The 12,426-nt window shown below is 36.1% G+C and carries 13 protein-coding genes and 1 other RNA gene; 7 read left to right on the forward strand and 7 right to left on the reverse strand.

All coding sequences use genetic code 11. The annotated features are described in order from the left end of the window. The first annotated feature begins 76 nt into the window (after nt 1–76). The 3 genes from H9632_RS13550 (at nt 77) to H9632_RS13560 (ending at nt 4,286) form a co-directional block, all read left to right on the forward strand. Nucleotides 77–2,179, forward strand: a complete 2,103-nt coding sequence (locus H9632_RS13550; RefSeq protein WP_191704602.1) for an MMPL family transporter — start codon at nt 77–79, stop codon at nt 2,177–2,179. A 71-nt stretch (nt 2,180–2,250) separates the two neighbouring features. Further along, a complete protein-coding gene (locus H9632_RS13555; RefSeq protein ID WP_191704603.1) occupies nt 2,251–2,919 on the forward strand; it encodes a response regulator transcription factor in 669 nt (222 codons plus the stop codon). Continuing rightward, nucleotides 2,916–4,286 (forward strand): sensor histidine kinase, encoded by a 1,371-nt coding sequence (locus H9632_RS13560; RefSeq protein ID WP_191704604.1) that lies wholly within the window; start codon nt 2,916–2,918, stop codon nt 4,284–4,286. The genes H9632_RS13555 and H9632_RS13560 overlap by 4 nt, the downstream gene beginning before the upstream one ends. Before the next feature lie 52 nt (nt 4,287–4,338). On the opposite strand, the gene H9632_RS13565 is transcribed toward H9632_RS13560, so the two are convergent. After that, nucleotides 4,339–5,280: a carbohydrate kinase family protein gene (locus tag H9632_RS13565; protein ID WP_191704605.1), complete on the reverse strand. Its 942-nt coding sequence runs from the start codon at nt 5,278–5,280 to the stop codon at nt 4,339–4,341. A 222-nt stretch (nt 5,281–5,502) separates the two neighbouring features. Between H9632_RS13565 and H9632_RS13570 the strand changes: the two genes are divergently transcribed. Further along, nucleotides 5,503–5,700, forward strand: coding sequence for a hypothetical protein (locus tag H9632_RS13570; protein ID WP_191704606.1), 198 nt, complete (start codon nt 5,503–5,505; stop codon nt 5,698–5,700). Between the two features lie 220 nt (nt 5,701–5,920). Here the strand turns inward: H9632_RS13570 and ssrS are convergent. The 6 genes from ssrS to H9632_RS13600 all read right to left on the reverse strand — a co-directional run bounded on the left by ssrS (nt 5,921) and on the right by H9632_RS13600 (nt 9,388). Then, nucleotides 5,921–6,112: non-coding RNA, 6S RNA (ssrS, locus tag H9632_RS13575), on the reverse strand. Between the two features lie 75 nt (nt 6,113–6,187). Then, nucleotides 6,188–6,901 carry a YfjL-like protein gene (locus H9632_RS13580; protein WP_191704607.1) on the reverse strand — a complete coding sequence of 238 codons (714 nt, stop codon included), beginning with the start codon at nt 6,899–6,901 and terminating at the stop codon, nt 6,188–6,190. Next, nucleotides 6,898–7,488, reverse strand: coding sequence for a zf-HC2 domain-containing protein (locus tag H9632_RS13585; protein WP_191704608.1), 591 nt, complete (start codon nt 7,486–7,488; stop codon nt 6,898–6,900). Before H9632_RS13585 ends, H9632_RS13580 begins: the two co-directional genes overlap by 4 nt. Next, on the reverse strand, nt 7,485–7,976 hold the full coding sequence (locus tag H9632_RS13590) for an RNA polymerase sigma factor (RefSeq protein ID WP_191704609.1): 492 nt from the start codon (nt 7,974–7,976) through the stop codon (nt 7,485–7,487). Before H9632_RS13590 ends, H9632_RS13585 begins: the two co-directional genes overlap by 4 nt. Nucleotides 7,977–8,360: 384 nt before the next feature. Continuing rightward, nucleotides 8,361–9,005 (reverse strand): YfbR-like 5'-deoxynucleotidase, encoded by a 645-nt coding sequence (locus H9632_RS13595; RefSeq protein ID WP_191704610.1) that lies wholly within the window; start codon nt 9,003–9,005, stop codon nt 8,361–8,363. Nucleotides 9,006–9,199: 194 nt separating this feature from the next. Continuing rightward, nucleotides 9,200–9,388: a putative motility protein gene (locus H9632_RS13600; RefSeq protein WP_191704611.1), complete on the reverse strand. Its 189-nt coding sequence runs from the start codon at nt 9,386–9,388 to the stop codon at nt 9,200–9,202. A gap of 262 nt (nt 9,389–9,650) precedes the next feature. Between H9632_RS13600 and H9632_RS19085 the strand changes: the two genes are divergently transcribed. The 3 genes from H9632_RS19085 (at nt 9,651) to H9632_RS13615 (ending at nt 12,344) form a co-directional block, all read left to right on the forward strand. After that, nucleotides 9,651–10,451 (forward strand): LysM peptidoglycan-binding domain-containing protein, encoded by an 801-nt coding sequence (locus H9632_RS19085; RefSeq protein WP_191704612.1) that lies wholly within the window; start codon nt 9,651–9,653, stop codon nt 10,449–10,451. Between the two features lie 84 nt (nt 10,452–10,535). Further along, entirely contained in the window at nt 10,536–11,075 is a 540-nt protein-coding gene (locus H9632_RS13610; RefSeq protein ID WP_404829033.1) for a superoxide dismutase family protein, read from the forward strand. A 261-nt stretch (nt 11,076–11,336) separates the two neighbouring features. Further along, nucleotides 11,337–12,344 carry a TAXI family TRAP transporter solute-binding subunit gene (locus H9632_RS13615; protein ID WP_191704613.1) on the forward strand — a complete coding sequence of 336 codons (1,008 nt, stop codon included), beginning with the start codon at nt 11,337–11,339 and terminating at the stop codon, nt 12,342–12,344. Nucleotides 12,345–12,426: the final 82 nt, after the last annotated feature.

The raw sequence follows: 12,426 nt of genomic DNA on the forward strand, positions 1-12,426 counted from the left end.
GATAAATTCATTTGAGTTTATATAGAGTTCATATAGTTGTTTTACAATGCAGAAGTGTGAAAAAAGGAGGAATACAATGAACAAGCTATTAAGGCCAATAACAGATTGGGTATCAACGAAACGCGGAGCATGGATTACGCTTATTGTATGGCTTGTGCTAATGATTGGTTTAAGCGCCGGTCCAATGCTAAGTGAATACAAAGTATCAAACTTCCAATCGCTGCCGGATGATGCACAGTCGATTATCGCTGAAAATAAATTAAGCGAGTACTTCCCGAACGATGAAGGTACCCCAGGTATACTAGTTTTCCATAATGAAGATGGGGAAATTAATGTAGACAGTGTAAAAGAGATTTTAAATGCAATGATTACGGAAAATATTGAAGGTATCGATCAAATTATCGACATCTCGCAATTACCGCCGCAAGCTTTAGCAGGTTTCACGTCTGAAGACAAAACGACAATGATCGTGCCAATGACGTTGGAAAAAGGTCTTGGTAATGCTGATTATGCGGAAATTAACGATTTTGCATCTGAAATTGGGAATGAAGCAGCTGAAAAAACTGGAGATACACAGTTTTATATTACAGGTCCTGCGGGGATTGCTGGAGATACAGTAAAGCTGTTTGAGCAAGCAGACTTACAATTGTTATTCGCGACAATCGGAATTATTTTAGTTTTATTAATTATTATTTATCGTTCACCGCTATTAGCAATTATTCCATTACTTGCAACGGTGATTGTTTATCAAGTAGTAAATCAGTCGGTTGCTTTAATGGGTGCAGCTGGTCTAGAAATTAATAATTCAACAACATCGATTATGAGTATTTTATTATTTGCAGCTGTAATCGATTATTCGTTATTCGTATTCTCACGTTACCGTGAAGAATTAAATCATTATGAAGATAAATATGAAGCAATGAAATACGCAATGCGTGCAACTGGTGAGCCGGTATTCTTTGCAGGTGGAACAGTGCTTGCAGCTATGCTTGTTTTATTCTTCGCGGACTTCCGTGACTATCAAAACTTCGCACCAATTTTTGGTACGGCTGTATTTGTGATCATGATTGGATCGATTACATTAGTGCCAGCGTTATTTGCGTTATTTGGACGTAAAGCATTCTGGCCAAAAGTTCCGAAATACGGTCAAGCAAAAGAAGTAAAACATGGTATTTGGGGACCGATTGCAAAGTTTGTTGTAAACAAACCTTACCTATCAGGTGGATTAGTATTAATCTTCATGTTAATTACTTCGTTTAACGTACTCAACTTAGAATATGAGTATGATACGGTAAAATCATTCCCGGAAGAATTGCCGTCACGTGTTGGTTATGAAATTGTTGAGTCGCGCTTTGATAAAGGGGAACTTGCACCGACTTCACTATTCGTTGAAAGCGAGCAACCATTAACAGAGGAACAAAAACAAGCTTTAACTGAAGCGTTATCAACAGAAGAAAATATTGCATCTGTTCGTACATCTGCTGTATCAGATGATGAAACTAAAATGAAATTATCGATGGCATTTGATGTAAGTCCATATTCACCAGAAGCGATTGAAAAGCTTGAAGATATGCGTGAAAACAGCGCAGATTATTTAGCTGCAGCTGGTATTAATGGGGAATTACTTTTTGCGGGTACGACAGCAAAATTAGTAGATGAGCGAAATGTGAATAACGATGACATCATTAAAATTGTTGTTTTAGAAACAATCTTAATTTTAGTTCTGTTATTCGTATTAACGAAATCTTGGAGAATGCCGATTTATATGATGGCAACAATTTTAGTGTCTTATTTATCGGCACTAGGACTAGGTATATTCTTAGTTGATGCATTATTTGGATATGATGCCATCAGTACACGAGTACCAGTGTATGCCTTCATATTCTTAGTAGCTTTAGGAATCGACTACAATATTATTTTAGTATCCCGATTCCTTGAAGAGCGCAAACGTATGAATGTGAAAGAGGCGCTTGAAATTGCAATCCGTAATACGGGTGGCGTAATTTCATCAGCAGGTATTATTTTAGCAGCAACTTTTGCGGCATTAATGACAATGCCGATTGCCGATTTGTTCGTCTTTGGCTTTATCGTATCTGTAGGGATTATTATTGATACATTCCTAGTACGTGGTATGCTATTACCAATGCTGATCTTAACGTTTGAAAAAGACAAAAAGTAAGGCGTAATAGATAAAAGGGAGGCATCGAGTAATTCGGTGTCTCTTTTTAGTATAAGAAGGCGGTGTAATTAATGCGGATTTTAGTTGTAGATGATGATGGATTTATACGGAAATTAATTGGTATTCATCTGAAAAAAGAAGGCTACGAAGCATTATTTGCGAGTAATGGCTTAGAGGCATTGACTATTTTACAGCAGGAATTAGTGGATTTGGCGATTGTAGATGTGATGATGCCGAAAATGGATGGCATTTCTTTGACGAAGCGCTTAACTGAAGTTGGTGTTCCGGTATTAATGTTAACCGCTAAGACAACGCTGGAAGATAAGGAAAAAGGTTTTTTGGCAGGTGCGGATGATTATATGGTAAAGCCATTTGAACCGAAAGAACTTTTATTTAGAGTGCGTGCAATTTTACGGCGTTTTCAAAAACTTGAACGTAGTCAAACAAAAATTTCTAATATGCTAATTGACCGCCAGACATTTGAAGTTAAAGTAGGGGAGCAAGTATTATTATTACCTTTAAAGGAATTTGAACTGCTAAGCATTTTAACTACGAGGCCGGAAGTGGTGTTTACGCGTGACCAGCTTATGGAGCAAGTATGGGGCTATGATTATGATGGGGATGACTTCACGCTGACAACCCATATTAAACGTTTACGAAGTCGATTGGAAGAAGTAAATGCACACGTAAAAATTCAAACAGTACGAGGCATTGGCTATAAAATAGAGGAATTAAAATGAAAACATTGTATAAGCAATATATTGTTGTAACTTTGGCCGTAATTGTTGTAAGTATTACTATGTCTATGTTGTTGATTGGTCAAATTTATCAATCACAAATTCGGCCGAATACGGATGCTAAAAATTATGAGGTAGCACAGGAAGTAAAAAATATTGTAACGACGATGCCGAGTGAAAGCTATGAAGCCTATTTTGAAGCGGTTGCCAAGCTTGGCTATCAAATTGCAGTGGTTGATCAGTCGGGAAGTGTGTCAATATACGGAAATAATTTCAACAAGGTCGAATTAAACGATAACATGCTGAATATTATTGGTTCTGATAATGTATATCACGGAATTCAGGAGTATAAAGGATCTTCTTTATTTATGGATCATTTTGCGAATGATATTCAAAATACAGTTGGGTTGGCCTTTAGCCTTAATAATGAAAATTATGCATTTTTCATTCGGCCAGCTAACGCAACGCTCTTTTCTGAAATGCATTTATTACTCGTCAGTTTTATTATTATTACTGCAGTTGTAATTCTTTTGACAATGATTTTACTCGCACGCCAGCTTGTAAGACCGTTAAAACAACTGCAAGAAGCAACCGAGCAAATTGCACAGGAAGACTATGATATTCATTTGGAAATTGATCGGAACGATGAACTCGGCCAACTTGCAACACAGTTTCAAAAGATGGCAAATCGTTTAGCGGAAAACGATCAGATTAAGAAGGATTTTATAAACAATGTATCGCATGATTTTCAATCGCCGTTACTTAATATTCAAGGGTACGCAAATGTCTTGAAAGATGCGGAGAATACTGAAGAAGAACGTGTGCAGTATTTAGAAATAATTGAGCAGGAAACGAAGCGTCTTTCAGCATTGACAAAGCAGTTGCTGCTGTTGAGCTCATTGGATCAGAAAAACCTGCCGATTGAAAAAAAGCGTTATTCGTTGGAAAAACAATTAAAGGAACGTCTGTTTTCAAAACGCTGGAAGCTGGATGATAAGCAGATGGAGCTTGTATATGAGCTGGAACCAATTGAAGTATTTGCTGATGAGCAATTATTTGAGCAAGTGTGGGATAACTTATTGTCAAATGCAATTCGATATAGTGAAGATAAGGGGAAAATTATTGTAACCTGCAGTAAAAAAGACGATGCCATAATCGTTGTTATACAGGATTACGGCATTGGAATTCCTGAGGAAGCACTGGAAAAGGTAAAGGAACGTTTTTACCGCGTTGACCCATCGCGCTCAAGCCAAAGCAGTGGTCTTGGTTTGGCAATTGTCACGGAAATTGTAAAACGTCATGAAGGGCAATTTAATATAGAGAGCAAGCTAGGGAAGGGAACAAAAGTAGAAATAATACTTCCTAATTAGCTGGTATAGAAGGTATGTTAAAGGAAAAAATTTTAGCATACCTTCTTTTTCTTTATTTTTGTAAGTCTTCTAATGCTAAAAGTGCATCAATTGCACCGACTTTTTCACAAACTTTTGAAGCGACAAAGTTGGCAAATCCAATAATGTTCACCCACTCATTAAAAGAAAGGTTCATTTCATCACGTTTACTCAGCTCATATAAAACGGCACCAACAAAAGCATCGCCAGCCCCTGTTGAATCGATACAGTTTACTGGATTTGCCGGTACAGTTGTTATTTTTCCGTTTTGTACGAGGAGTGTCCCGTCAGCTCCTTGTGTAATGGCAATTGTTTTGTCGGTAAACTGATTCAGCCATTCAATTGCTTGTTCAAAGCTCTCTGCCCGGGACAATAACATTAATTCTTCATTACTCATTTTAATGAAGTAAGCTGCTTCGATAAACGGTTCGCATTTTTGAATAAACTGTTCAGTATCGTGTTTCCATAAGTCAGCACGGTAATTTGGATCGAATGAAATAAAATGATTTTGTAATAATAAAGTTTGCATTAACTGTTCGTAAGTTCTGCTAAAGGGTTCACTTAATAGAGCTGTTGCTGAACCGAAATGGATCATATCAATGGACATTAAATGTTGGAGATTGAGGTCTTCAATGCGAAGCAACTCATCAGCGCCTCGGTTAAAGATAAAATCCCGTTCGCCATCCGCCTGTCTGGATACGAAAGCTAAAGTAGTGGATGTAGTTGAATCAAATATAAGCTGGTCTGTATGAACACCTGCATGCTCTAAAGTTTGTTTCAGAAAGTGACCAAATGCATCGTCACCAACTTTTCCGCAAAAATACGCCTGTCCCCCGAGCTTGGCAATAGCAGTTGCGACATTAGCTGGAGCTCCGCCTGCTTGTTTTTCAAATGTAGTTGCTTCTATTATTGATTGCTCGGTTTGAGTTGTAAAAAAGTCGATTAATAGCTCGCCAATACATAAAATTTTCTTCATATCGGTTCCTCCAAAATGATGTCATTTTATAAATTTTGTCATAGATGAATATCAATTGTAAATATTTACCCTATTTCATGTTAAGAAAACAAAAAAGCATATTCGCATTAAATGAGAATATGCTTGATGTGACCTATTTGCTGACGGCTTTTTATTATTTAAGATATATTAGTGACAATAATTTCCATTTGTATTATGATTACTGTGAATGGAGGTATAGTTATGAGTTTAATTTTACGATTAAGTAATGGTGAAAAGATAGAGATGAAAGCAAGTCTTGAGGAATTTGAAGAAATGTATTTAAAGGATGACGGTTACTTTCATTATGGTTATATAAGATTCGTTTTAAATAATGGAAAAGAAGAGCAATCAGAACTAATATTTACAAACCACATTGTTTCCATAGAAGAAGTAAAGTGATATTCGAAGTCACAACCAATCGGGTGTGGCTTTTTATTATGCATAAAAGGCTGTGAACACATGGAATTTTACAATTTAATCGATGATGATACGCGACATAAATTAAATGTAATATTTTTGGGTTAATAAGGCCTTTTTTTATTTTTTAAATAAAATGAAAAAAGCACCTCAACCAATTTGGTTAAGATGCTGTATAAACCTTGATATGACGCTACTTATGTAAGCAGCCACATTGCCGTAGTTATTATAGAAAGTTTTAAACCACCACTCCTCAAAGTGGGTGTTCGCAAATGCTATCCTGTCTATCCTGAAGTCAAAAGAGTCCAGGCACGCCATTCCAACATCGATGTAAAACTCCCTGTATAAGTATAAAGGTTAAAACTTAATATTCGTACGTACAACGTAGCCTTATTCATATAATATAACAACTTTTTGCTATGTGCAAGAAAGTACGTTTCATAAAAAAAGTCAAATGATTTGAACCGTCTTAATGAATATCATCTATCGTAACGGGTACATTCGCCTGAAACTCTACATTGTACTTTCGTTCATAATAAATGGATGCATAGCCCTCTTTTTTGCCGTCACGGTTATCAATTTTTTCATCCATATAAATAAAAACAGTATCATACTTAATATTATCTGCGTCTAACACAGATTGAATTTCTTGAACAATTTTAATAAATTCCTCTTCTGTTTCACCTTTATATAAAGGAAACTCCATTGTAATCGAAGGTGGAACGATAACATTTACAGTAGGAGTCCACTTCGTTTGAGAAAATTGATTCGGGACGTCGATAGAGTAAAATATGTTACCAACCGGGAATGTTTCTAATAAGTTTTTTACATATTGTGAACCTTGATCGCTCCAGTCATTCGATTTTGTTTCATCCCTTGAATCATAATGCATCATCTTAGCTTCAATCGTAGTTGGTACATATTTAGGACCTACTTCAAATGTATAGTTCCAATAATTAGGTTCTTCGTTGAAAGTTACATCAAAATCATAGGTATTAAATTTAAAATTAAAGGAGCCTTTTTCTACTCGAAAACTGGTATTTGGATAATGTTCGGTTAAGTATGCCTTTAACGTAGACTTAGCAATTTGTTTTGAAATGAAATTGCCGTTAAATTCGCTATAACCGAACAGTACGGAACCTGTAATAACGAGGGCCAGTAGAATTGAGAGCCACTTTTTCATATCGCATCCTCCTTTTTAAAAGCTTGAATAAGTAATTTGACCACGAGAATTCCCAGAACAGTAAAGATAGTGTGAATAAAAGCAGTAAATAGACCTCCCAAAGTAATTTCCCATAAAAGTGAAAGGGTAGAGGAGTGGTATATGATTTGGTTGGCATACCAATTCGAATAGGAGCCGAAAGAATCGATTGTCGTATAAATTGACCAAATAAACACAGGGACGAATGCCAACAATAGTGTAAGAATTGTATGACGATAAAAGTAAAATGTTACAATCCCTAAAATAAAATAAGACAAAATAAATGTTAAGCTTTCATTTAATAAGGAAGTGTTTATGGCAAAGACAAAAGAAAGAATGACGAATAAAAGCTGATAAACAGTAAGTTTTAAATGAGTGTGCTTTATCATTTTCGAAGCTGCCTTTTTAGGTGACGGTAGCGCTGGTAATTCTCCCATTGTGGCGGAAGTAAGCTTTTGGCAAGTTGGACAACTGGCTAAATGTTGCTCAATCCATTGTTTTGTTTCAGGCTGGACAAGATTTTCTTCATATAAAGGCAATAAGTCCTCGGTAATTTTACATGAATTCATAACAATTCCTCCTCTCGTTGTAGCTTAATTTTTTGCCGGTGAAAATTAACACGTACATAGTTTTCGCTTAGCTCCAGCAGCTCACCAATTTCCTTAAAACTTAGTTCACCAATAATTCGAAGCAATACAATATCCTTAAATGGAGGACCGAGCTGTTCAATCTTTGACAGGAGCCGTTTGGATTCATCTTTTAGTTCAATAATTTGTTCGGTAGTAAATAATGTTATCGAAGGTTGTGCCTCTATTTTGGATGCTAAGCTCTTTTCATAACTTTTTTTACGGTAATACTTTTTTAATAAGTTATTTGCAATATGAAAAAGCCATGTCGATAGTGCCGCTTCACCGCGATATGTATGGATCGATTTTGCTGCTTCGTAAAAAACATCCTGTGTAAGATCTTCAGCGATGGCTGAATTGGATGTTTTAATATAAAAATAAGCGTATATTTTCGGTTGCAGCTCCCGGTATATTTGTTCTAGCGCATCCACCCAGTTCACCTCACAAAATGATGGTTTATTATTATAGTACCTTCAAAATTGAATTCGTTACAAAAAAGAAAAAAAAAAGAGCCTCACCATTTCCAAGAACTAGTGGGGAACATGCCCTCATTAAATAAGGGGAGATTTTACCGTTATTTGAATGATGGCGCTTATTTTTGAATAAATAAGGGAACATTTTACCGTTATTTTAAATAAAATCCCGAAATTTTATGTTTTTTAGGTCAATAACGGAAATCCCTTCCCTTATTTTTACTATTTTTTATTTTATTTTCGAAATAAGGGAAATTCATTCCTCTATTTACCTCATTACACAATTCGAGTGGTGAGTCCAAAAAAAAAAAGCCTTCCTTATAATTCGGAAGCCTTCTGTCGTTAGTCAGTATGCTGCTGTAGAATATTTTCTGTTAATAAAGCAATATCAATCACAGTTTTTTCCGTCACAACATCTGATAAAATTTCATTGCGGAAGTAAGCAACAGATACCGGTAAATTTATTAATAGGAGCTTACTTAACGCACTTTCATACATATAGACAAATTCCTTATCGGTGTTTCCACGCTTAAGTTCTGAAAATGATTCATAAAACTGATCAAGCTTATCAGAGAATTCAAGTAAACGACCTTCTATCGTCTGATCTTTACCTTCTTTCATTCGGTCAAAGAATACTTCTTGCAAATCAGATGGTATTTCTTCTAGTATAAACTTTTCCATCATTTTTTCTTCGACATGGGCAAGCATTTGTTTTAACTCGACACTCGCATGCTTGACTGGTGTTTTTATATCCCCAATAAATACTTCAGCGAAATCATGATTGATTGTTTTCTCATATAAAGATTTCCAGTCAATTTTACTGCCTGCACGTTCCTCCAATGTTGCAAAAAACATGGCATACTGAGATACCTTCCATGAATGTGCCGCTACGTTATGTTCTTCAAATTTAAACCGACCGGGACAACGAATGATGCGTTCTAAATCATTTAAACTTGTAAAAAACGTATGGATTCCTATAAGAATCACTCCTTTTAGTTGATACTTTAATTGTACTATTAGTTATACCCGAAAAATGAATTTATAAAAGTAATTTATGAAACTTTAACATGATGTTTACAGATAAAAGATAAGCAAATGGTATGTAAAAATATATTAATATGGCAAGCAAAATAGAAAAAGCGCTCATTGAAAAAAATTCAAGAGCGTTTTTTCTTTCCAGCCTAAACTTGGACGTCAATCGATTGTCCTTTATAAGGATGGGCTGCTGGAACTGTCTGAGCTTGGGGTAGTGATTCCATCATCTCAACAACAGTGGCTGCCCCCGTATTCATCGCTTTGTCAAGAATGCTCAATTGCACCGTTTGCTGTAAAGATGCAACTTGAGCTGCCATCATAGAGCTGATTTCCAAAGTAACCCCTCCTTTTCTTTATTATCGACGGAATTTAAAAATGTTGAGTTGATTGAAGTATTTGTAACATGCTTGAAAACAAAATGGCAACTTCTATATTCATCTTTGTTGTTACTCCACAAAAAAATGATAACTCTATGTATAATTCCCTTCAATATTAGTAATAATTATCCAAAAGCTCTGAAATATGCTTGTAATGGAGGGTTCATGGAAGCGACATAAAATTGCAATGTATTTGCGGTAAATTTGGAGCAGGGTGAAAATGAGTAAACTTAGTTGCAAAGAATATGGAGGGAAAAAAGATTTGAGACATAAAAACCTATTAGTATTTTTATTGGCTGGAGTAATTGCTTCAAGTGGAGTTTTTACAAATGGAGCAGCTGCTTACACAATTGAATCGGATGATACGCTTTATAGTATTAGTCAACAATTCGAGACGTCCGTCGCCGCTTTAAAAGAAATTAATAATTACCCGAATGATGTAATATATGTTGGTGATACAATGGATGTTACAATAGAAGATCCCCTATATACAATTGAACAAGGGGATACATTATATAGAATTGCATTAGAACATGATATTACAGTGGACCAATTACAGGAATGGAATGGTCTCAATTCAAATATGATTTATGCGGGCGATACACTCGCTGTTTCCGGACCTTTGGAAGAGGAAGTGGCGGCTAGTGAAGTTAAAAGTGCATCAGGAGAAGAGAGTTGGACACCGCCAGAAATAGAGACGCCGACATATTCAGGTGAAGCACCTAGTGAAGGAAAAACAATGACTGTTGAAGCAACAGCATATACTGCATATTGTGAGGGCTGTTCGGGTACAACCGCAAATGGTACAAACTTACGTGCAAACCCCCATTTGAAAGTAATAGCGGTAGACCCACGCATTATACCATTAGGGACAAAGGTTTGGGTGGAAGGTTATGGTGAAGCCATTGCTGCCGATACAGGTGGAGCAATTAAAGGTAATAAAATCGATGTATTTATCCCAAACCTAAACAATGCCTATGAATGGGGACGTCGTACAGTAACGATAAAAGTTTTAGATTAATACTGAATGAGCCACTCACTTTTGGGTGGCTTTTTGTATATTTACCCTCCTTTTTTGAAATACTAGCTTCAAGGAGGAGATATTGTGCGAATTATAATCTTATTTTTAAGTGTACTCATGTTAGGCGGATGTAACTTCTTTCAAAAAGAAAAGATACCTGTAAGTGCACCTGAAGCATTGTCGGCAAAGGCAATTATGTATGATACGAATGAAAAGTTAGTTGGTGAAATTGTTTTTACGGAGACAACTAAAGGAGTGGAACTAACAGCTATTTTAAACAGTTTGCCTCCAGGTGACCACGGAATCCATTTACATGAGTTTGGTAAATGTGAACCTCCTAAATTCGAATCAGCGGGAGCACACTTTAATCCGACCGATAAAAAGCATGGGGTGGAGAATCCTTCAGGGCCACATGTTGGTGATTTGCCGAATATAACTGCGGATGAATCAGGTGAAGTACATTTAAACTTTATAACAGCTGATTTCACACTAAAAAAAGGTGAGAAAAATTCTTTATTTGATGAAGATGGCACGTCTGTCGTCATTCATGAAAAAGCAGATGACTATAAAACAGATCCAGCCGGTAATTCGGGAGCCCGTATAGTTTGCGGGGTCGTCGAATAAATAATCTGAAATTCTATATAAAGATATATCATGTGCCAACTCGTACATGATATTTTTTTATGGGACAAATTTACTTAATATAAACATGAAATAGTTTATTAGTAAAAATACCTCGAGTGAAAAACTACATTTAACAGCATTTTTACGGTTTTTTTAGAAAAATATAATTATCGGAATAATGAGACTTTTGAAATATTAATTGACTTTTGAATATTATTCTATGTAAAATGTATCCATATTAGGTGTAAAGGGGGAATTTTTATGTTCAAATCTAAAAATATGCTATTTGTATTAGTACTAAGTGTATTTATGTTAGTGCTAGCTGCTTGTGGCAGTGATGATGAAGAGACATCTACGGATACTGGTTCTAACACTGGAGATTCAAATACAGAGGTAGATTATGGTGTTGATTACTTAAGTATTTTAACAGGTGGTACGCAAGGGACTTACTATCCATTAGGCGGTACATTTGCGGACTTAATCACAACTGAGACTGGGGTAAAAACAACTGCGGAAGTATCACAGGCTTCTGCTGCTAATATGACGGCGTTAGCTGGTGGCAAGGGAGAAATCGCCTTCGTTCAGACAGATATCGCATACTATGCAACACAAGGTACTTTAATGTTTGAAGGGCAAAAAATCGACTCTGTAGTAGCATTAGGTGCTTTATATCCGGAAACAGTTCAATTAGTAACATTAGCAGATTCAGGGATTAAATCATTTGCAGACTTAAAAGGTAAAAAAGTTTCTGTAGGTGCACCAGGTTCAGGTACTTATGCAAACGCTGAGCAATTATTAGAAATCCATGGCTTATCAATTAAAGATGATATCCAAGCGCAAAATTTAGACTTCGGTGAATCAACTGACGGTATTCAATCAGGTCAAATTGATGCAGCATTCATCACAGCTGGTTACCCAACCGGTGCTGTAGAAGCATTAAATGCAACAAATGGTGTAACTATTATACCGGTTGAAGCAGATAAAGCAAAAGAATTAATCGCGAAATACCCTTATTATGCAGTGGATAAGATCCCTTCAGGAACATATGGTTTGGAATCTGACGTTCCAGCTGTATCAGTAGGTGCGATGTTAGCAGTTAATAAAGACCTTTCGGAAGAACTAGTGTATGCCATGACTAAAGCTATTTATGACAACACGGATAAAATTGGTCATGCTAAAGGCGAGTTCATTAAAGCTGAAACAGGCTTAGACGGAATCGGTATTGAAGTTCACCCAGGTGCTCAAAAATACTTTGACGAAGTTAAGTAGTAACGAGAAACTAGGGCCTCTGTTGCAAAAAAATGCTTCAGAGGTCTTTTGTATATATACCCCTATTTAATGTAAAAGGAGT

Origin of the sequence: Solibacillus merdavium, assembly GCF_014836935.1 — a bacterium.
Classification (GTDB): domain Bacteria; phylum Bacillota; class Bacilli; order Bacillales_A; family Planococcaceae; genus Solibacillus; species Solibacillus ferritrahens.